A 19,545-nucleotide genomic window follows, 5' to 3' on the forward strand; every position below is an offset into this window, starting at 1 on the left:
CGGACACGATCACCCAGGACCACGACCAAAACCAGGGCCAAGCAAGGGACCAAGCGCCAGCCCAAACCCCCGCCTACCCGACCACCTCGGCATAACGCCGCTTCATCGAAGCCACCACCTCGTCCGGATCGGCGGCCCAGATGTCGGCGTTGAAGATCTCCACCTCGATGTCACCGGTGTACCCGGCGGCGAGCACGGCACGGGTGATCGGCGGAAAGTCGATCACCCCGTCGCCCATCATCCCCCGCCCCAGCAGCACGTCGGCAGGCAGCGGATGCAGATAGTCGCACACCTGGTAGGACGCGATCCGCGCACCCGCCCGCGCGATCTGCTCGAACACCTGCGGATCCCACCACACGTGGAAGGTGTCCACCACCACCCCGACCTGCTCGACGGGGTACGGCATGGCCAGATCCAACGCCTGCCCGAGCGTGGACACGACAGCCCGATCCGGGCAGTAGATCGGATGCAGGGGCTCCAACGCCAGCCGTACGTTCCGCTCCCCGGCATAGGGCGCCAGCTCGGCCAGCGCCTCGGCCACCCGCTCCCGCGCCCCGGCCAGATCCCGCGAAACCCCCGCCCCGTCCCCTAGAGGACGCCCGGGGGTCACTCCCGGCAGCCCGCCCACGACCAGGACAAGACAGGCGGCCCCCAGCTCGGCGGCCTCGTCGACGGCCCGCCGGTTGTCGTCCAGGGAGGCGGCAGCGGTCATGAAGCCGCCCCGGCACAGGGACGACACCCGCAGCCCCGCCGCGCGCACCAGCTTGGCGCTTGCGGCCAGGCCCTGCTCGGCCACCTCCTCCCGCCACAACCCGACGGCCTCGAGCCCGTGCCGCACACAGCCGTCCACGGCCTGGGCGACGGTCCAGCTCTTGGTGGTGCGCTGGTTGAGCGACAACGGGTTCACAGGCCGTTCACCGCCAGCAGCGCCGTCATCCGGTGGACCGCGAGCTCCTGGTCCGACAGCAGCCCGGCCTGGTCGGCCAGCCGGAACACCTCGGCCAGGTGGGTGATCGACCGGGCTGACTGCGCCCCGTTGACCATGCTGAACGCCTCCTGATGGCCGTTGAGCCAGGCGAGGAAGACGATGCCGGTCTTGTAGTGGAACGTCGGCGTCTCGAAGATCTTGCGGGACAACGCCACCGTCGGCCCGAAGATCTCATCGTAAAGAGCGAGATTTCGGGTGCGGAACTGCTCGTCGGGAGCCGACTCCGCGGCGGTCAGCGCCCGCAGGGCGGCCGCCGCCGCTGGGGCGATCGCGTCGAAGATGCCGAGGAGGGCATGGCTGCCCGACTTGATGAGCGACGGGTAGTTGAAGTCGTCGCCGGTGTAGAGCCGGACGCCCCGGGGGAGGGCGGCGCGCAGGCGTACCTCGTGATCTTCGTCGAGGAGGGAGACCTTCACGCCGTCGACCATCGCGGCGTTGGCGTGGATCAGTTCCAGGAACGACCCGGTGGCCGCCTCGACGTCGCGCGAGCCCCAGTAGCCGGCCAGCTGGGGGTCGAACATCTCGCCCAGCCAGTGCAGGATCACCGGCCGGTCGGCGAGGCCGAACAGCTTGCCGTAGACGCGGTGGTAGTCGTCCGGGCCGGTGGCGGTCCTGGCGAGCTGGCGCGAGGCCATGATGATCACGCCGGCGCCGGTGGCCTGGACGGTGTCGATCTGCTCGGCGTAGGCGTCGGTGATCGCCTGGACGGTGTCCGCCTCTGGCGCGTGGTCGGTCCCGGCGCCGCAGGCGACCAGCTCGGCCGGGTCGCCGTAGTCGCGTGCCTCGGCGGCGCTGCGGGTGATCAGTTCGCGCGTCGCCGCCCAGTCCAGGCCCATGTTGCGCTGGGCGGTGTCCATGGCGTCGGCGACGCGCAGGCCGTACGACCAGAGGTGGCGGCGGAAGCGCAGGGTGGCGGACCAGTCGACGGCGGCGGGCGCGCCGGGCGTGTTGTCCCCGAGCGGGTCGGCCACCACGTGCGCGGCCGCGTAGACCACCCGCGCGCCGGTGGGTCCGGCGCCGCGCTCGAGCCAGGTGACGGGGTCGCGCAGTGTGTACGCGCCGCCGGGCAGCCGGATTCTCACAGGCCCGCCACCTCGATCCTGCGGCCCTCGGCCGACGAGCGCAGCCCCAGCTCGGCCAGTTGCACGCCGCGGGCGCCCGCGGCGAAGTCGTAGGGGAACGGGGCGTCCTCCAGCACGTGGCGCAGGAACAGCTCCCACTGGATCTTGAACCCGTTGTCGAACTCCGCGTTGTCCGGCACCTCCTGCCAGTCGTCGCGGAAGCGGGCGGTGACCGGGAGGTCCGGGTTCCAGACGGGCTTGGGCGTTCCGGCGCGGTGCTGGATCCGGCAGTTGCGCAGCCCGGCGACGGCGCTGCCGTGCGTGCCGTCCACCTGGAACTCGACCAGTTCGTCCCGGTTCACCCGCACGGCCCAGGAGGAGTTGATCTGCGCGACGACGCCGCCCTCCAGCTCGAAGATCCCGTACGCGGCGTCGTCGGCCGTCGCGTCATAGGTCACCCCCTGCTCGTCGACCCGGGCCGGGATGTGGGTGACGGCCTTGGCGTAGACGGACTGGACGCGGCCGAACAGGTTCTCCAGCACGTAGTGCCAGTGCGGGAACATGTCGAGGATGATGCCGCCGCCGTCCTCGGCCCGGTAGTTCCAGGAAGGGCGTTGCGCCTCCTGCCAGTCGCCCTCGAACACCCAGTAGCCGAACTCCCCGCGTACCGACAGGATCCGCCCGAAGAAGCCGCCGTCGATCAGCCGCTTGAGCTTGAGCAGGCCCGGGAGGAAGAGCTTGTCCTGGACGACGCCGTTCTTGACGCCGCGGGCGGCGGCGGCCTCGGCGAGCGCGACGGCCTCCTCGACGGACTCCGCGGTGGGCTTCTCCGCGTAGATGTGCTTTCCGGCCTCGATGGCCTTGAGCACCGACTTGACCCTGGCCTGGGTGACCTGGGCGTCGAAGTAGATCTCGGCGCGCTCCAGCGCGGCGTCGAGGTCGGTGGTGTAGTCGGTGAGCCCGTGCCTGGCGGCGATCTCGGCCAGCTTGGCCTCGCTGCGGCCGACGAGGATGGGATCGAGCCTGACCCGGGTGCCGTCGGAGAGGGCCAGCCCGCCCTGCTCGTTGATGGCCAGGACGGACCGGACCAGATGCTGCCGGTAGCCCATCCTGCCGGTGACGCCGTTCATCACCACGCCGATTCTGCGCATCGAGACCCCTTCTTCGGAAAGCGCTTTCCAGGACCGTACGGCGGGCGCGGGTGCCGTTGCAATACTGTGTGCCACACAATAACGTGCGGCCATGCCCGACGAAGCGCCGCTCGCCACCCACCTCCAGGAGCTCCGGCGGGGCACCGCCGTCCTGGCCTGCCTGCTCGCGCTGGAGCGGCCCAACTACGGTTACGCCCTGCTCGACGAGCTCGCGAGCAGCGGCTTCGCGGTCGAGGCCAACACGCTCTACCCGCTGCTGCGGCGGCTGGAGAGGCAGGGGCTCCTGGTCAGCGAGTGGAGTACGGAGGAGTCGAGGCCGCGCCGGTTCTACCGGACGAGCGAGGCCGGAGCGGCGCTCGCCGAGGTCCTCGGCCGTGACTGGGAGCGGCTCGACGCCGCCCTGGCGACCCTGAGAGGGGCTCCGGGCAAGCACGTACCCAGGAGGTAGGGGACGGGTGGTACCTGAGGTTGACGCGAGCTAGCCGCGCCGTCGCATACGGTCGTGAACCATGCGTCGATTCCTGTTGGGTGCCGTGCTCGCCCTCACCGTCGCGGGTGCCGCCTCCCAGCCGGGCACGCAGCCGCTCGACCTGCCCGCGATCACCGCGCCCGCCCTGGCAGAACGCTACGCCGCCAACGCGCGGGACGGCTCGGGACGGCAGTTCCTGGCCCTCGACCGGACCGGCGACGGGCGAGCCGTCGAGGTGGTGGGCGACCTGGCCGCCGCCGACTCGGTGATCATCTTCGTGCCGGGCACCGGATACGGCCTGGCCCAGTTCAACGACAGCACCGCCGCGCCGGGCGGCGCCGCCCGCGCCCTGCACGCCCGCGCCCAGACCCTGGCCCCCGGCACGAAGGTCGCGGTCATCGGCTGGCTCGGCTACGACGCACCCGAGATGACCGACCCGGGCGTCATCACCACGCTGCCCGCCGCTAAGGGCGCCAAGGCCCTGCGGACCCTGGTGACCGCCCTGCTGCCCAAGCAGATCTCCCTGGTCTGCCACAGCTACGGCACGGTCGTCTGCGGCGAGGCCGCGCCCGCCCTGCCCGTCACCGACATCATCGCCCTGGGCAGCCCCGGCATGGGCGTCGCCGGCGCCGCCGACCTTCGCACGCCGGCCCGCGTGTGGACGGCAATGTCCAGCCGCGACGACGTCTTCCGCCCGGGAGTACGGCTCGGCCCCATCGGATTCGGCGCCGACCCCAACCTCGCGGCCTTCGGCGCCCGGATCATCGACGGCGGCGACGGCCGCCACACCGACTACCTCCGCCCCGGCCCCACCCTCGACCGGATCACCAGAATCGCGCTGACCGGCCGAGCGTGACGGCCCCTCGCCGCGAACCAACCCGGAGCCAACAACAATCCAACGCGAGCTGCCTAGCGTTGCCCGACGACTGGCCGGAGGAATCTCAGGAGGCACCGATCGCCATGATCGACGGGGACGGCACGACGGAACGTCCGGACATGCACTGGACCGAGGGATAGAAGCGCGGCGCCGCCTCCGCAGAGGCGGCGTCAGACCTCGCCCTTGGTCTCCAGCCGGTCCAGGGCCTTGGTGAGCGGATGCGTCGTGAGGCCGATCTGCCACTCGCGGGCCCCCAGCGAACGCAGCCGCTCGGCCACCGTCGCGTCGTCGAGCACCGCGGGCGGCTCCCACGTCAGGCGCCGGACCGCGTCGGGCTGCAGGAGGTTCTCGGTGGGCATCCGGTGCTCGTCGGCCAGCGCCGCCACGACCGCGCGCGCCGCGGCCAGGCGCTTGGCGGCGGCCGGGTCACGGTCGGCCCAGCGGTTGGCCGGCGGCGGGCCGTCACCGGGCGAGCTCGGCGCGGGCAACTGGCCGTCGGGCAGCGCCCGCGCGCGGCTGACCGCCGACAGCCAGTCGGACATATAGCGCCGCGCGCTGCGGCCGGTGAACGCGGAGATCTCGGTGAGCGCCTTCTTGGTGCGCGGCACCTCCAGCGCGGCGGTCACGATCGCGGCGTCGGGCAGGACGCGGCCGGGGGCCAGATCCTTCTCCCTGGCGATCGTGTCGCGCATCGTCCACAGCTCGCGCACGATGGCCAGCGCCCGGACGTTGCGGACCTTGTGGATGCCGGAGGTACGCCGCCAGGGGTCGGACCGCGGCGACGGTGGCGGCGTGGCCAGCACGGCCGCGAACTCCTCCTGGGCCCAGCCCAGCTTGCCGCTCTCCTCCAGCTGCGCGTGGAGCGCGTCACGCAGCTCCACCAGCACCTCGACGTCGAGCGCCGCGTAACGCAGCCAGTCCTCGGGCAGCGGCCTGGTCGACCAGTCGGCCGCCGAATGGCCTTTCTCCAGTCGCAGGCCGAGGACGGTCTCGACCATGGTGCCCAGGCCCACCCGCTCGTACCCGAGCAGTCGCCCGGCCAGCTCGGTGTCGAACATCCGGCGCGGCCGGAAGCCGATCTCGGCGAGACACGGAAGGTCCTGCGAGGCGGCGTGCAGGACGACCTCGGCATCGGACACGGCCGCGTCGAGCGCGCTCAGGTCGGGGCAGCCCATGGGGTCGATGAGCGCGCTTCCCGCGCCGATGCGGCGCAGCTGGACGAGATAGGCGCGGTTGCCGTAGCGGTAGCCGGAGGCCCGCTCGGCGTCGACCGCGACGGGCCCGCTGCCGGCGGCGAACGCCTCGATCGTGCGGGCCAGCCCCGCGGCGTCGGCGACCACCTGCGGGATACCCTCGCGCGGCTCTAGCAGCGGGACGACGGTCTGTTCTTCTGTCACTGCCGAAAGGACTCCGGATCTTCACGATGGCGCGGCAGCGTGGCCACGTCGGGCGGGAGGGGTGGGATCCCCGCCGCCAGGCACATGAGGTCGCACCAGGCGGCGACGTGACCCGAGAGGTCCTCCTCCGTCGGGGACCAGGACGCCCTCAGTTCCAGCTCGGTGGTGACCGGGTCTTCCGCTTTGTTGCCGAACCCCTCGGACACGGCCCTTGTCACAGTACCGCCAGCGGCGGAGTAAGCGGCGTGGTGGGACTCCAACGCCTCGGTCAGCCAGCTCCACGCGACCGGGCCGAGCAGCGGATCGGAGGTGATCTCCGGCTCCATGTCGGCCCGCACGTAGGCGACGAGGCGGAAGGGGCCGTCCCAGCCGCGCTGGCCGTCGGGGTCGAACAGCAGGATCAGCCGCCCCACCGCCAGCTCGTCGTCGTCGCGGTAGACGGACGCGCCGATGGCGGCCGAGTAGGGCGCCAGCCGCTGGGGGGCGGGCAGGTCCTCGAGTTCGATCTCGGGCCGCACGTCGATCGGCCGCAGGCTCTCCGCGGCGCGCAGGAACGCCGGGGGAGGCGGCGGCCGGTCACCGACGGTCATAGTCGAAGCGTAGGTCGCTGACGGACGGAAGGGGACCACGGGGGTGCTCATACGATGTGCTCAAGCCGCGGCCGTCACCAGCGTCCGGGTCCGCGCGGGCACTTGTGGCGCCCCGAGGAACACGGCCAGCCCGCAGTCCGTGCACGCCCAGTCGGGGCACGTGTCAGGCTCGTGCCCGTCAACGCAGAGCGGCTGCTCGAACAGCCGCTCGCCGGCGCAGTCGGGGCAATGTTCACTGCGGAGGGAGCTCCACAACGCGGTCATCGCACGGGGCCTTTCTTGTGATCGTGGGTCTGACGGTGACACGGCTCGCTGACAATTCCCCGCAACGCGCTCGGCGTGTCCCGAAAGTGGTTGCCGAATCGATGCCGCGCGGCGGCTTGGCGAACTCTTGATCCAGAATTTCCCGCCTTGCTCCGGTGCACGGACCACGCGAGTGCCGTGGCAGGCTTGGAGCGTGAATCTCGACGACTCCGCCTTCCTGCGCGCCTGCCGCCGCCAGCCCGTTCCGCACACCCCCGTGTGGTACATGCGGCAAGCCGGCCGTTCGCTGCCCGAATACCTGAAGGTGCGCGAGGGCACGGCGATGCTGGCCGCGTGCGCCGACCCCGACCTGATCGTCGAGATCACCCTGCAGCCGATCCGCCGCTACGGCGTCGACGCCGCCATCTTCTTCAGCGACATCGTCGTGCCGCTCAAGGCCATCGGCGTCGACCTCGACATCAAGCCGGGCGTCGGCCCCGTCATCGCCGACCCGATCCGCGACGCCAAGGGCCTGCGGGCCCTGCGCCCCCTGGAGCCCGGCGACGTCCCCTACGTCACCGAGGCGATCGGCTCGCTGGTGGGCGAACTCGGGTCCACGCCGCTCATCGGCTTCGCGGGCGCGCCGTTCACGCTGGCGTCGTACCTGATCGAGGGCGGCCCCTCCAAGAACCACGACCGCACCAAAGCCATGATGTACGGCGAGCCGGACCTCTGGCACGCGCTCATGGACCGCCTGACCGGCATCGTCCTGGAACACCTGCGCATCCAGGTCAGGGCCGGGGCCTCGGCCGTCCAGCTGTTCGACTCCTGGGTGGGCGCCATCGCGCCCGCCGACTACCGCGAGTTCATCGCGCCCCACACCAGCCGCATCTTCGCCGGGGTGCCGGAGGTCCCGCGCATCCACTTCGGCGTCGGCACCGGCGAACTGCTCGGTGTGCTCGGCGAGGTGGGTCCCGACGTCGTGGGCGTCGACTGGCGGGTACCGCTGGACGAGGCCGCCCGCCGCGTCGGCCCAGGCAAGGCGCTGCAGGGCAACCTCGATCCGGCCATCCTGCTGGCCCCGTGGGAGGTCGTCGAGGAGCGCGCGCTCGACATCCTGCGCAGGGGCCGCGCGGCGGAGGGCCACGTCTTCAACCTCGGCCACGGTGTCCTGCCCAGCACCGATCCGGACCAGCTCAAGAGGTTGACAGATCTGGTCCATTCCTTTGAGCCCGATACCTCCCGGCTATGACCCCCTGACATACTTCGGGCGACTTAGTATGGTCGGGGACGTCGGGTGCGAGGCAACCGGGGGGAACCGGCGTGGAGTTCGGCGTTCTGGGGGAATTGACGATCGTCCGTGACGGCGGCGCGGTCGCGCTGACCTCGGCCAAGCAGCGCAACATCCTGGCCGTGCTGCTGAGCAGGGCCAACCGGGCCACCACCGACGGCAGGCTCGCGGAGGCGGTGTGGGGGCAGGCGCCGCCGTCCCCGGCCACGGTCCGCTGGCACGTCCACCACGTACGGCAGGCGATCGGCGACGACCGCGTCGCCCGGCGCGGCGAGGCCTACACACTGCTCCTCGACCCGGCCGAGCTCGACGCCGTCCGCTTCGAGCGCCTGCTCACGCGGGCCCGCGCGGAAGGTTCCCCCGAGACGGCGGCCGCCACGTACGGCGAGGCGCTCGCCCTGTGGCGCGGCGAGGCCTACGCCGGCCTGCACGCGGTGAGCTGCGAGGCGGCCCGCCTGGAGGAGCTGCGCCTGGCGGCGGCGGAGGAGCGGGCGGAGAAGCTGCTCGCCCTCGACCGTCCCGCGGAGGCCGCCGCCGAGCTGGCGCCGCTGGTGGCCGCCCAGCCCCTGCGCGAACGCCTGCGCGCCGCCCACCTGCTCGCCCTGCACCGCTCCGGCCGCCGGGCCGAGGCCCTGAGCTCCTACCGCGAGGGCCGCTCGCGCCTGGTGGCCGAGCTGGGCGTCGAACCCGGCCGCCACCTGCGCGCCGCCCATGCCCAGGCCCTGGACGGCGACCAGCCGCCACCGCACCCCGCCCAGCTTCCGCAGGACGTCGCCGCCTTCACCGGCCGCCGCCTGGAACTCGCCGCCCTCGACCGCTCGCTCGAGACGGGCGCGACAGCCGTCATCACCGGCCCGGCCGGCATCGGCAAGACCGGCCTGGCCCTGCGCTGGGCGCACTCGCGCGCGGCCCGCTTCCCCGACGGCCAGCTCGCCGCCGACCTGCGCGCCAGGACCGGCCCGCTGCCGCCCGCCGAGGTACTGGCCAGGTTCCTGCGCGCGCTCGGCGTCACCCGCGTCCCCGACGGCCTCGACGAGCGCGCCGCCCTCTACCGCACGCTGCTGCGCCGCCGCCGCGTGCTGCTGGTCCTGGACGACGCCGCCTGCGCCGCCCAGGTACGCCCGCTGCTGCCCGGCGCGCCCGGCTGCCGGGTGCTGGTCACCGGGCGCGGCCGGTTCGAGGGCCTGGTGGGGGAGGGCGCCTCGTCCACGCGACTCGACGTGCTGCCCCGCGACCAGGCGGTCGACCTCCTGCGCCGCCTCGTCCCCTCGCCTCCGGCGCGCGGGGACGAGGGCCTCGCGCGGCTCGCCGAGCTGTGCGACGGGCTGCCGCTGGCGCTGCGCATCGCCGCCGCCCGGCTCGCCACCCGCCCCGGCTGGACCGCCGGGCTCCTGGCCGGACGGATGCGCGCCGAGCACAGCCGCCTCGACGAGCTGCGCGCCGGCGACCTGGACGTCCGCGCCGCCATCGCGTCCGGCTACGACGCCGTCGGCGAGCGCGAACGCCTGCTCTTCTGCCTGCTCGGCCTGCTGCCCGCGGCCGTCGAGTGCACCCCGTGGCTGGCCACGGTCATGCTCGGCGCGGGCATCGAGGAGGCCGGCGGGCTGCTGGACCGCCTCGCCGACGAGCAGCTCCTGCGCCACGAGCGCGCCGACGAGCAGGGCTGGGAGCGCTACCGGATGTACCACCTGGTCCGGCTGTTCGCGGCCGAGCGGGCCGCCGCCGAGGTGCCCGCCCGCCTGCGCGAACAGGCCGTGGCCCGCGCCATGGCCTCCCCGATGGGCCGCCGCCGGACCATCTCCTCCAAGCTCTGCGTGGTGTGAGCTAGGCGGCGGGCGTCTCCTCCGGCGCCGCCGGGGTGGCCGGTCCGCCGGTACGGCGGCGCCGTACCAGGAAGATCATGAGCAGCGCCACGGGCGCGACGATCAGCAACCAGGGCAGTACCACGCCCACGACGGTCACCACGACCTTGAGGAAGTCCACGAGCGCCCGCCACCCCGCGGCGAGGCCGCCCAGGAAACCGGGCGGGTCGTCGTCGGGCGGCAGCACCTCGGCGGCCGGGCCCACGAGCCGCAGCGTCACCGTGGCCATGCCGACCTGCGCGGCCAGCTCCTTCTGCCGGGCCTGGAGGGACTCCAGCTCGGCCTCGCGGTTCTGGATCTCACGCTCGACCTGGAGCACCTGGCCGATGGTCTTGGCCTTGCCCAGCAGCGAGCGGAGCGAGGCGAGCGCGCCCTCGGCCGACTTCAGCCGGCTGTTGACGTCGGCGACCTCCATGGTCACGTCCTGGGTGCCCTGGGTCATGGACAGCCGCTTGCCGAGGTCGCGGCCGAGGACGGTCAGGACCTCCTGGTAGCGGGCGGGCGGGACCTTGAACTCGAGGACCGCGCTGGCCTCCTGCTGTTCGGCGGCGCTGGACTCCTCCTTCGACAGGTGTCCGCCGGCGCCGGTGACGAGCGTCTTGGCCCGGTCGGCGGCGGCCGTGACGTCCTTGGCCCGCACGGTCAGGGTGGCGACGTAGATGATCTGACGTTCCTCGGCGGTCACCTTCACGTCCGAGGTGATCGTCTTGCCGGCCGCTTCGTCCTTCGCCGAGTAGTCGGCATCATCCGCGCGGGCCGGTCCGGCCGCCGCGCTCTCGGGCCGGGGGGCCTCGCCGCTATGGGCGACACCGCCGCTGCCGCCGCAGCCGGACAGCAACACGACGGCCAGTGCCGCCGCCAACGCCATTGTCTTCATGACCATAAGGACGGGTCGCGCCCGGCGCCGGTTCTCACGGGGGCGTCTCGATAGGGTCACGCGTCCGACCGGCCCCGGCAGGCGGTAGCGTCAGGAGGCGTGGAAGGGAACCGGGCGCACGTCGTCATCGTCGGAGGCGGGATCTCAGGGCTGGCCGCGGCGTGGCACCTGCGGCACAACGGCGGCGAACGCGTCAAGGTGACCGTGCTCGAAGGCAGCCCGCGCATCGGGGGTAAGCTGCACGCCTCCGAGGTGGCGGGGGTCCGGGTGGACGAGGGCGCCGAGGCGATGCTGGCCAGGCGGCCCGAGGGCAAGGACCTGGCCAAGGCCGTGGGGCTCGGCGACGACCTGGTCAGCCCCGGCACCACCTCGGCCGCCATCTACTCGCGCGGCGCGCTGCGGACGATGCCCAAGGGCCAGGTCATGGGCGTGCCCGCCGACCTCACCGAGCTGGCCAGGTCGGGCATCATCTCGCCGGCCGGGCTCCTGCGGGTCCCGCTCGACCAGGTGCTCCCGGCCACGCTCGTGCGTACGGACGTCTCCGTCGCCGCCTACATCCGGGCCCGCATGGGCGCCGAGGTCCTCGACCGGCTGGTGGAGCCGCTGCTCGGCGGCGTCTACGCCGGGCGCTCCGACCGGCTCTCCCTGGAAGCCACGATGCCGGGCATCGCGATCGCCGCCCGCACGGAGCGCTCCCTGCTCGGCGCGACCCGCGAGATCGTCGGAGACACGCCCAAGGCGGCGGGACCGGTCTTCAACTCGCTGCGCGGCGGGCTGGGCAGCCTGCCCGAGGCGGTGGCCAAGGCCTGCGGCGCCGACATCAGGACCGGGGTGACGGTCAGGGAGCTGCGCCGTACCGAGTCGGGATGGCGGCTGGTGACCGGGCCGGTGCCGCGGCCCGAGGTGATCGAGGCGGACGCGGTGATCCTCGCCGTCCCCGCCGCGCCCGCCGCGCGGCTGCTGCGCGAGGAGGTCCCGAAGGCCGCCGCCGAGCTGGCCAGGATCGAGTACGCCAGCATGGCCATCGTCACCCTCGCCTACACCCCCGACGCCTTTCCCGAGCTGCCGACCGGCAGCGGCTATCTGGTGCCCCCGGTCGAGGGGCGGCCGGTCAAGGCGGCCACGTTCAGCTCCGTCAAGTGGCCGCACCTGTCCGACGACCTGCTCATCGTGCGCTGCTCGGTGGGCCGGATCGGCGAGGAGCACCTTCTGCAGCGCGCCGACTCCGAACTGGTCTCCCTGGCCACGGCGGAGATGGCGGAGGTGATGGGGGTACGCGGGCTGCCCGTGGACACCCGCGTCACCCGGTGGGGCGGCGCGCTGCCGCAGTACAACGTGGGCCACCTGGATCGGGTGGCCAGGGTTCGCGCGGCGGTGGCCGTGCAGCCGGGGCTCGCCGTCTGCGGCGCGGCCTACGACGGGCTCGGGATCCCCGCGTGCGTCGCCACGGCTCGCACGGCGGCCGCCCGGATACTGGGAGAATTGACACATGACTGAGGGTGCGCAGAGGCCGAAGGCCCGCGATCTTAACCAGGTGATCCGCTACACCATGTGGTCGGTGTTCAAGGTCACCGAGCCGTGCCCCGGCAACCGCGAGGGGCTGGCCGACGAGGTCACCGAACTGCTGGAGCAGGAGGCGCGCAAGGGCGTCGTCACCCGCGGCCTCTACGACGTGGCCGGGTTCAGGGCGGACGCCGACTACATGTTCTGGTGGCACGCGGCCTCGCCGGAGGACCTGCAGGACGTGTACTCGCGCTTCCGCCGCACCGGCCTCGGCCGGGGCAGCGAGCCGGTGTGGTCGGCGATGGCGCTGCACCGGCCGGCGGAGTTCAACAAGTCGCACATCCCGGCTTTCCTGGCCGAGGAGGAGCCCCGGGGCTACGTGTGCGTCTATCCGTTCGTGCGCTCGCTGGAGTGGTACCTCCTGGACGACGCCGAGCGGCGGACGATGCTGGCCGAGCACGGGCTGATGGCCCGCGACTACCCGGACGTGCGGGCCAACACGGTGGCCTGCTTCGCGCTGAACGACTACGAGTGGATGCTGGCCTTCGAGGCCGACGAGCTGCACCGGATCGTCGACCTGATGCGGCACCTGCGGGGCGCGAAGGCCCGCGAGCACACCCGGATCGAGATCCCCTTCTACACCGGCGTCCGCAAGCCGGTCGGGGAACTGGTCAACGCGCTGCCGTAGGCGGTGTTTTCTGACTGGCCGGGCAAAACCTCCGTCTCCCATACCTGATCTCCTGGTTCTTGTCACAATCGGGAAGGAAATCCCTTGGGAGCGGGGGTGTACGGGTGGCACGTTCCAGAACTCCCGGAAGACACGGACGGCGCCGGGCGAAGCCGCGGCGGCGGTGGCGGGCGGGCGCCGGTGGGGTGGTGCTGGTGCTCGGGAGCCTGGCTGGGTGGTTCGCCCTGGAGCGCCCGGACGTGGGCGGAGGAGGGGCGCTGCCGTGGGCCACGCCCGCCGCGGCCGGTGCCGGAAAGCCGGTCGTGACAGAAACGCCGGTCGTGACGGACATGCCGATCGTGACGGACGCGCCGGTCGCGACCGGCGCGGCGAGCCAGGCGAGTGTGGCGGAGCCCTCCGCGATCAAGGCCGAGGGACAGCACACCGACAAGAAGGCCGCCGAGCACTTCCGGACCCGCTGGGGATCCGGCGACCCGGCCGTCAAACACCTCAAGGACATCCGCACCGTCGGCGGATATCTGCGCATCTACACCGACCTGCCGGAAGAGGCGGACAACTCGAAGAAGGCCCTCACCCTGTGCGAACGCGGCCTCGACTACCTCCGCGAGCAGGGCGTCACCGACCCCGTGGTCTTCGTCCAGGCGGAGTTCGGGGAGAACGGCAACCCGATCCTCGCCAACATCCTCGGCCCCGCCGACACGACCTGCCGTGTCACCCATCCCGACACCGACTGAACCCGTGGGGTGCTGCCCTGGGGGCTCAGCGGATACGGACGCGGGTTTTGAGGCAAACCTCGCACCGCTGCGTGATGACGCGGCCGATCGCCTCAATCGTCACCCAGCGATGACGAAAATGGACAAGGCTCACATAGATTTCCCTACCCGCGCCGGGCGGTCGGTACGCGCTGTCGCCAGCTGATCACTCGGTGGGTTCGAGTTTGAGCGAGACGGAGTTGATGCAGTATCGGTCGTCGGTGGGCGTGGCGTAGCCCTCGCCGTGGAAGACGTGCCCGAGGTGGGAGTCGCAGCGCGCGCAGCGCACCTCGGTGCGGACCATGCTGTGGCTGTGGTCCTCGATCAGGGTGACGGCGTCCGACTCCGACGGCTCGAAGAAGCTCGGCCACCCGCAGTGCGATTCGAACTTGGCCTGCGACCGGAACAGCTCCGCCCCGCACGCGCGGCAGGAGTAGACGCCCTCGGTCTTGGTGTCGACGTACTCGCCGGTGAAGGGCCGCTCGGTGCCGGCCTCGCGCAGCACGTGGAACTCCTCGGGCGAGAGCTTCACTCGCCACTCGGCCTCGCTCTTGACCACCTTGTCCATGAGTCCAGCGTACGAGATCCGGCAAAAAGAGATCTCCGCAGGGGGAAGCATCCTTTCTGGGGCGAATCTGCGTCTTTATCAGTATGGGGGGCGTCATCGCCTCCTGTACTGGGGTGAGATCACCCGTCTGGTCGTCCGAGCGGCACAGCCCACGCCCGTGCTGGCGTCGCCGACGACCGTAAGGCCGGCCGGGCGACGCGCCAGCGCCCGGAACGGTGTCGAGTGATCTTCTGTCCGTCCGTCGAGCCCCCGGTCCCGCCACCGGCCGGGCTCCGGACGGCGCCCCTATCTCTTTTCCTGATGCTTCTCTTTTGTCGCCTTTCTCGCGGTGAGCTGTCGTCGCGGCGCCTTGCCGCCGCGATCTGTTGTCACTGCGAGTTTCCGTTACGGCTGTCGCCACCCACCCGCCACCCGCCGCCGTGCGCGGGCGCCGATCGTGGGGATCGCTTCTCACGTCGGACACCTACCGCGCCGCCACGGCCCTTCCTTGACCACCCGACCGGGAACCCGCCGCCGGTGCCTGGAGCCTGGTGTCGGTTTCTTGACGGGGGTGGCGAGTATGGTCGTGGGCATGGCATCGCCGTACATAGAGCTTGAAGTCGGAGAGCGGATCGTCAAGGTCACCAACCCCGACAAGGTGTACTTCCCTGACATTGGGATCACCAAGCGGGAGCTGGTGGAGTACTACATCAGCGTGGGCGCAGGCGCCCTGCGGGCCATGAAGGATCGCCCCACCAACCTCAAGCGCCATCCCGACGGCATCCAGACCGAGGCCATCTACCAGAAGCGCATGCCGCCCAAGCATCCCGACTGGCTGCGGACGGCCACGGTCACGTTTCCGAGCGGGCGTAAGGCCGACTCGCTGCGGGTGACCGAGGTCGCCGCCATCGCCTACTGCGCCAACCTCGGCACCATCGACTTCCACCCCTGGCAGGTGCGGGCCCAGGACGTCGAACATCCCGACGAGCTCCGCATCGACCTCGACCCGCAGCCCGGTCTGCCCTTCGACGCCGTGCGGAAGGCCGCGTTCCTCACCCGGGAGGTGCTCGACGAACTGGGCATGACCGGGTTCGCGAAGACGTCCGGCAACCGCGGCGTGCACGTCGCCGTTCGTATCCAGCCGAACTGGGACTTCGTCGAGGTGCGGCACGCCGGGATCGCCCTGGCCAGAGCCGTGGCCGACCGCGCGCCCGACCTGGTCACCACCGCCTGGTGGAAGGAGGAGCGGGGCGATCGGGTGTTCATCGACTTCAACCAGAACGCCCGCGACCGTACCGTCGTCAGCGCCTACTCCGTCCGCGCCCGCCCGGAGGCGCTCGTCTCCGCCCCCGTCACCTGGGACGAACTGGCCGACGCGGAACCCGCCGACTTCGACCTGCGTACGATGCCCGCCCGCTTCGCCGACAAGGGCGACGTCCACGCCGCCATCGACGACGAGGCCTACCCCCTGGACCAGCTCCTGGAGTGGTACACCAAGGACGACCGCGGCGACATGCCCTACCCGCCCAACTACCCGAAAATGCCCGGCGAGCCGATGCGCGTCCAGCCCAGCAAGGCCAGAGCCAACAAGGACAAGGACTAGAGGCGCGGTACATCGAGCAGGATTCGAGAAGCGGGCCCATCCCGGCGCACCTAACGTGGGCGCCATGGCCCACCTGGAATTCGTCACCCTAGAGGTGCCCGACCCCGCGGACGCCGAGCGCTTCTACGCCGCCGCCTTCGGTTTGGACGAGCGGCTGCGCCTGCGAGCCTCGGACGCGCCCACGTCAGGCTTCCGCGGCTTCGCCATGTCGCTCGTCGTCGCCCAGCCCTCCACCGCCGACAGCCTCTACGGCACCGCCGTCGAGGCCGGTGCCACGCCCCTGAAGCCGGTCGCGAAGTCCCTGTGGGGCTACGGCGGCGTCTTGCAGGCCCCGGACGGCACGATCTGGACGATCGCGAGCGCGTCGAAGAAGGACACCGGCCCGGCGACACGAAAGATCGACGAGATGGTGCTGCAACTGGGCGTACAGGACGTGGCGGCGACCAAGCGGTTCTACGTCGAGCACGGGTTCGAGGTGACGAAGAGCTACGGGAGCAAGTACGTCGAGTTCTCGCCGCCGTCCAGTCCTCTCGCGCTGTCGCTCTACAAGCGCAAGGCCTTGGCCAAGGTCGCCGGGGTTCCGCCCGAGGGGAGCGGGTCGCACCGGCTGCTCCTCGGCAGTGACGCCGAGCCCTTCACCGATCCGGACGGCTTCGCGTGGGAACCGTCAGCCTGAGCCGCATCCGAGAGGCCCCACCCGCGACGCGGAAGCCCCCGCTGTGTGAGCAATACACGAACGGTGGTGACGAACGCCTCTAGGCTGCGGATCGCCCCCGTCCTACCGTTCGGACATGGTCAAACGCTTCGCCACCATCCTGGGTGCGATGCTGCTGGCAACCTCGACGCTGGCAGTACCGGCTCAAGCGCTCCCGCCCCCCACCTTCACCTGCGAGAGCGGGGGTGTGCGCGAAGACGGCTTCGGCGCTCTTCGCGTGCATGGCTCGACCTGCGGGGGTATCTGGACCGGGGCCGCCGACGCGGAGGTGGTCCTCAAGTCCGGCCCGGACGCGGGGAAGTACTTCTGCGAGTTCGTGTTCTTCTTCACGACGAGCAGCGGTGTGCTGGGGATGACCTGCCACCGCCTCTGACGCCGCGAGCAATGAAGCGTTCACGTTTCACGCTGAGAAGCGTCACCGGGGCGTGATCGGAAGCTGGCACGCTTGGCCGACGATCAGGAGCGGGGGGACGTAGAGGTGCGCCAGCGTACGACGGTGACCATCCTGGCGGTGCTGGTGCTGGCGTTCTCGGGGCTGGTCGGTGCGGATACCTGGCAGGCGATCGCGTGTGCCGTCAAGCCGTCCGGCCCACCCGTGATCGTCGCGGACCGTGAGGAAATCTCGAGGTTCTGGGCCAAGGAGAAACCCGACGGGCCGGTGGCGACCAGCCGCCTCATCGTCAAGCAATTCCCGGGCGAGCCCGACCCGCCCCCTCTGATCGGCCTGGAGCGTAACGGGCCGCCAGGCTGTCCCGAGAAGTAGAGGCTCTAGCGGCCGGGGGCCGTTCTGTAGAGGGCGAAGTGGGTCAGGTACGGCTGGGCGCGGTGGGCGGTGATGCGTAGGCGGAACTCCCTGGCCGGTTACCGGCTCGGCCAGGGTGAGGATGCGTTTGTAGCCGATCGTGCCCGCGGCGGCGATCTGGTGCCAGGTGCCGTCGGCCTGCCGTACCTCCACCACGGCTGACTCGACCTGCTGGCCGTGGCGGATGTCCTCCGCCAGGACGACCTTGTCGACCTCGTGTGCGGTGGGCAGCGTGATCTCCAGGGGGCCGGTGACCTTCCAGGAGGTGTCCTGGTCGCCGTCTACGGCCGGGTGGCCGGGATTCACGCCGGTGGCCAGGTTGAAGGGGAACTCGCGGTCCAGTCTGGCTCGCCACTCGCGCAGCCTTGCCACGTCGGGGGCGGGTAGCCTGCCCTCTTTGTCCGGGGGGATGTTGAGCAGCAGGACGGCGTTGCGGCCCACGGACGTGAGGTAGATGTCCATGAGCTGGCCGACCGTCTTGGGCTGCTGGTCGGGGTGGTAGAACCAGCCTGGGCGGATGCTGACGTCGACCTCGGCGGGCCACCACTGGAGGTGGGTGGCCGTGGCGGCCTCGGTGAGGGCGGTGCGGCTGCCGGTGTCGGGGCTGCCGGGGAGGACGGCGTAGTCGATGTGGGCCTCGCCGGTCAGGCGTACGGGGATGGGGCTCCACTCGTTCTCGCGGGCCAGGCCGCCCTCGTTGCCGACCCAGCGCACGTCCGGACCGGCCACGGCGATCGTGGCCTGGGGCGCCAGGTCGCGGATGAGGGCGTACCAGCTGTCGAAGTCGTATTTCTCGGTCTTGCCCGGTGGGATGCGGCCCAGCGAGCCGTCGAACCAGACCTCGTCCACCTGGCCGTATTCGGTGAGCACCTCATAGAGCTGGTTCAGCATGTACGCGCCGTAGTCGGTGGCCTCGTAGGTACGCGTTCCGGCCGGAGGGCGGGTGTCGCCTTCGACCGGGGTGGGGATGCGGCGGGGGGAGCGGGGGCTGCCGTTGGCGTAGACGCCGCGGGCGTAGGAGTTCTCGTCGGCCGGGGAGATGTACACGCCGACCTTCAGGCCGTGCTCGCGGGCGGAGCCGGTGAAGGCGCGCAGGACGTCGCCCCGGCCGTCGCGCCAGCTGCTCGCGGCGACGGTGTGGGTGGTGTAGCGGGAGGGGTAGAGGACGAAGCCGTCGTGGTGCTTGACGGTGAGGATGGCCAGCCCGAACCCGGCCGCCTTCAGCTCGCGGGCCCACTGGTCGGTGTCGAGGGCGGTCGGCTGGAACAGGTCCGGGTCCTCGTCGCCGTAGCCCCACTCCTGGCCGGTGAAGGTGTTGATGCCGAAGTGGAGGAAGGCGGTCTGTTCCAGGCGTTGCCAGTCGTACTGGCGCCGGGTGGGCCGGAGCATCGCGGCCTTGGCCACCAGCGAGGCCGGGTCCTCCGCCGCGCTCACCGGCAGCCGCCAGCCTGGCTCCAGGGCGTCCGTCGGGAGCGGGGCCCCGGGGCTGGGGTCGTTCGGCGCCGAGGCCGGCGTGCTCAGGAGGGTGGGGGTGTAGGCGCCGGTGAACGGGGTGACCATGGCCCGGCTGACCAGTGCCTTCATGTCGTGGCCCAGGCCGATGGTGTCGGTGAGCTTCGGGGCCCTGCCCTCGGCCGAGGTGAGCGGGGGGAGCGGGGCGCCGTCCAGGTACGCCCACAGGGTCGCGCCGGTCGGGGCCGGCTCGTAGGCGAGGGCCACGGTGTGTTCCCTGCCCGGCTCTGGGGCTTCCACCGTGGCCTTGACGTCGGCGAAGCCGTACTCCATCTCGGTGGCCGTGCGGTGACGGAACCAGATGCCGCCGCCGATGGACAGGATCGTGGCCGACGCGTTCTGGGCCGTGTCCGGGGTGTATGCGGCTTCCACGGCGATCGGGTGGTCCACGGTGGCCGCGCCGAGCGGTCGCGCCGGGTGGTAGGTCAGGCCTTCCGCGCCGCCCTTCAGGCGTACTCCGGCGCCGATCTCGTGTTCCTCGCCGCCGGTGCGCCTGGTCAGCCGCCCGGCGGCGACCTCGCCGGTGGCCGGGGTGTAGCCGGTCCTGGTCGTGAACGATCCGCCGAACCCGACGTCCAGCACCATGCTTGCCCCTTGCTTCCTCAGAGGTCGGATGA

General features: G+C 71.6%; 18 protein-coding genes. 10 read left to right on the forward strand and 8 right to left on the reverse strand.

Translation table 11 applies throughout. From position 1 onward, the window contains the following. Positions 1-73: 73 nt before the first annotated feature. Genes ACFWY5_RS44980 through ACFWY5_RS44990 form a run of 3 tightly spaced genes read right to left on the reverse strand, consistent with a single transcriptional unit; the run spans position 74 to position 3,200 of the window. The gene (locus ACFWY5_RS44980; RefSeq protein WP_379613851.1) at positions 74-907 is read right to left on the reverse strand and encodes a sugar phosphate isomerase/epimerase family protein; all 834 of its coding nucleotides are present in this window, start codon (positions 905-907) and stop codon (positions 74-76) included. After that, complete coding sequence (locus ACFWY5_RS44985) at positions 904-2,070, reverse strand: dihydrodipicolinate synthase family protein (RefSeq protein ID WP_379638523.1); 1,167 nt, start codon at positions 2,068-2,070, stop codon at positions 904-906. The genes ACFWY5_RS44980 and ACFWY5_RS44985 overlap by 4 nt, the downstream gene beginning before the upstream one ends. Then, positions 2,067-3,200, reverse strand: a complete 1,134-nt coding sequence (locus ACFWY5_RS44990) for a Gfo/Idh/MocA family protein (RefSeq protein WP_379613847.1) — start codon at positions 3,198-3,200, stop codon at positions 2,067-2,069. Before ACFWY5_RS44990 ends, ACFWY5_RS44985 begins: the two co-directional genes overlap by 4 nt. Positions 3,201-3,291: 91 nt before the next feature. On the opposite strand from ACFWY5_RS44990, the gene ACFWY5_RS44995 reads away from it, so the two are divergent. Then, a complete protein-coding gene (locus tag ACFWY5_RS44995; RefSeq protein ID WP_379613845.1) occupies positions 3,292-3,648 on the forward strand; it encodes a PadR family transcriptional regulator in 357 nt (118 codons plus the stop codon). Positions 3,649-3,709: 61 nt separating this feature from the next. After that, positions 3,710-4,525, forward strand: a complete 816-nt coding sequence (locus ACFWY5_RS45000) for an alpha/beta hydrolase (protein WP_379638524.1) — start codon at positions 3,710-3,712, stop codon at positions 4,523-4,525. A gap of 191 nt (positions 4,526-4,716) precedes the next feature. Here ACFWY5_RS45000 and ACFWY5_RS45005 read toward each other — a convergent pair whose 3' ends face one another. Next, on the reverse strand, positions 4,717-5,943 hold the full coding sequence (locus ACFWY5_RS45005) for an HRDC domain-containing protein (protein ID WP_379638525.1): 1,227 nt from the start codon (positions 5,941-5,943) through the stop codon (positions 4,717-4,719). Continuing rightward, complete coding sequence (locus ACFWY5_RS45010; RefSeq protein WP_184971719.1) at positions 5,940-6,533, reverse strand: DUF3000 domain-containing protein; 594 nt, start codon at positions 6,531-6,533, stop codon at positions 5,940-5,942. Before ACFWY5_RS45010 ends, ACFWY5_RS45005 begins: the two co-directional genes overlap by 4 nt. Before the next feature lie 481 nt (positions 6,534-7,014). Between ACFWY5_RS45010 and hemE the strand changes: the two genes are divergently transcribed. Together hemE and ACFWY5_RS45020 are read left to right on the forward strand one after the other, a co-directional pair. Next, on the forward strand, positions 7,015-8,028 hold the full coding sequence (gene hemE, locus ACFWY5_RS45015) for a uroporphyrinogen decarboxylase (protein ID WP_379638553.1): 1,014 nt from the start codon (positions 7,015-7,017) through the stop codon (positions 8,026-8,028). Between the two features lie 71 nt (positions 8,029-8,099). Further along, entirely contained in the window at positions 8,100-9,890 is a 1,791-nt protein-coding gene (locus ACFWY5_RS45020; protein WP_379613838.1) for a BTAD domain-containing putative transcriptional regulator, read from the forward strand. Position 9,891: 1 nt separating this feature from the next. Here the strand turns inward: ACFWY5_RS45020 and ACFWY5_RS45025 are convergent, their stop codons facing one another. Next, complete coding sequence (locus ACFWY5_RS45025; RefSeq protein WP_379638526.1) at positions 9,892-10,806, reverse strand: DUF4349 domain-containing protein; 915 nt, start codon at positions 10,804-10,806, stop codon at positions 9,892-9,894. A gap of 99 nt (positions 10,807-10,905) precedes the next feature. Here ACFWY5_RS45025 and hemG point away from each other — a divergent pair, with 99 nt between their 5' ends. The 3 genes from hemG (at position 10,906) to ACFWY5_RS45040 (ending at position 13,731) form a co-directional block, all read left to right on the forward strand. Continuing rightward, entirely contained in the window at positions 10,906-12,303 is a 1,398-nt protein-coding gene (gene hemG / locus ACFWY5_RS45030; RefSeq protein ID WP_379613832.1) for a protoporphyrinogen oxidase, read from the forward strand. Then, on the forward strand, positions 12,296-12,997 hold the full coding sequence (hemQ, locus tag ACFWY5_RS45035) for a hydrogen peroxide-dependent heme synthase (RefSeq protein ID WP_379613830.1): 702 nt from the start codon (positions 12,296-12,298) through the stop codon (positions 12,995-12,997). Before hemG ends, hemQ begins: the two co-directional genes overlap by 8 nt. A gap of 104 nt (positions 12,998-13,101) precedes the next feature. Continuing rightward, the gene (locus ACFWY5_RS45040) at positions 13,102-13,731 is read left to right on the forward strand and encodes a hypothetical protein (RefSeq protein WP_379638527.1); all 630 of its coding nucleotides are present in this window, start codon (positions 13,102-13,104) and stop codon (positions 13,729-13,731) included. 184 nt (positions 13,732-13,915) lie between these two features. On the opposite strand, the gene msrB is transcribed toward ACFWY5_RS45040, so the two are convergent. Then, entirely contained in the window at positions 13,916-14,317 is a 402-nt protein-coding gene (gene msrB, locus ACFWY5_RS45045; protein WP_379613824.1) for a peptide-methionine (R)-S-oxide reductase MsrB, read from the reverse strand. Positions 14,318-14,888: 571 nt separating this feature from the next. On the opposite strand from msrB, the gene ligD reads away from it, so the two are divergent. The 3 genes from ligD (at position 14,889) to ACFWY5_RS45060 (ending at position 16,987) form a co-directional block, all read left to right on the forward strand. Further along, positions 14,889-15,899 (forward strand): non-homologous end-joining DNA ligase, encoded by a 1,011-nt coding sequence (gene ligD / locus ACFWY5_RS45050; protein WP_379638528.1) that lies wholly within the window; start codon positions 14,889-14,891, stop codon positions 15,897-15,899. A gap of 64 nt (positions 15,900-15,963) precedes the next feature. Beyond that, positions 15,964-16,575 (forward strand): glyoxalase, encoded by a 612-nt coding sequence (locus ACFWY5_RS45055; protein WP_379613820.1) that lies wholly within the window; start codon positions 15,964-15,966, stop codon positions 16,573-16,575. A 115-nt stretch (positions 16,576-16,690) separates the two neighbouring features. Next, positions 16,691-16,987: a hypothetical protein gene (locus tag ACFWY5_RS45060; RefSeq protein ID WP_379638529.1), complete on the forward strand. Its 297-nt coding sequence runs from the start codon at positions 16,691-16,693 to the stop codon at positions 16,985-16,987. A gap of 42 nt (positions 16,988-17,029) precedes the next feature. On the opposite strand, the gene ACFWY5_RS45065 is transcribed toward ACFWY5_RS45060, so the two are convergent. Then, positions 17,030-19,513, reverse strand: a complete 2,484-nt coding sequence (locus tag ACFWY5_RS45065) for an alpha-L-fucosidase (protein WP_379638530.1) — start codon at positions 19,511-19,513, stop codon at positions 17,030-17,032. Positions 19,514-19,545 lie beyond the last annotated feature (32 nt).

Origin of the sequence: Nonomuraea sp. NPDC059007 (assembly GCF_042740555.1) — a bacterium.
Classification (GTDB): domain Bacteria; phylum Actinomycetota; class Actinomycetes; order Streptosporangiales; family Streptosporangiaceae; genus Nonomuraea.